The 507-nt window shown below is 48.1% G+C and carries 1 protein-coding gene; it reads left to right on the top strand.

The genetic code is table 11. The features are described 5' to 3' along the window. The coding region (locus RHEIN_RS18805) for an IS4 family transposase (RefSeq protein ID WP_008900568.1) at positions 1-354 on the top strand (354 nt) is incomplete at its 5' end. Between the last annotated feature and the right edge of the window lie 153 nt (positions 355-507).

The raw sequence follows: 507 nt of genomic DNA, 5'->3' as shown, positions 1-507 counted from the left end.
GAAAAAGCATTAATCAGTAAAACCCGACTGCTCAGCGAGAATCGTCGAAAAGGACGAGTAGTTCAGGCGGAAACGCTGGAAGCAGCGGGCCATGTTCTATTGCTAACATCATTACCGGAAGATGAATATTCAGCAGAGCAAGTGGCTGATTGTTACCGTCTGCGATGGCAAATTGAACTGGCTTTTAAGCGGCTCAAAAGTTTGCTGCACCTGGATGCTTTGCGTGCAAAGGAACCTGAACTCGCGAAAGCGTGGATATTTGCTAATCTACTCGCCGCATTTTTAATTGACGACATAATCCAGCCATCGCTGGATTTCCCCCCCAGAAGTGCCGGATCCGAAAAGAAGAACTAACTCGTTGTGGAGAATAACAAAAATGGTCATCTGGAGCTTACAGGTGGCCATTCGTGGGACAGTATCCCTGACAGCCTACAAAACGCAATTGAAGAACGCGAGGCATCGTCTTAACGAGGCACCGAGGCGTCGCATTCTTCAGATGGTTCAACC

The organism is Rheinheimera sp. A13L (genome assembly GCF_000217935.1).
Taxonomy (GTDB): domain Bacteria; phylum Pseudomonadota; class Gammaproteobacteria; order Enterobacterales; family Alteromonadaceae; genus Pararheinheimera.
Note: the sequence above shows the minus strand (reverse complement) of the source record. Positions and strands in the feature narration are given on the sequence as shown.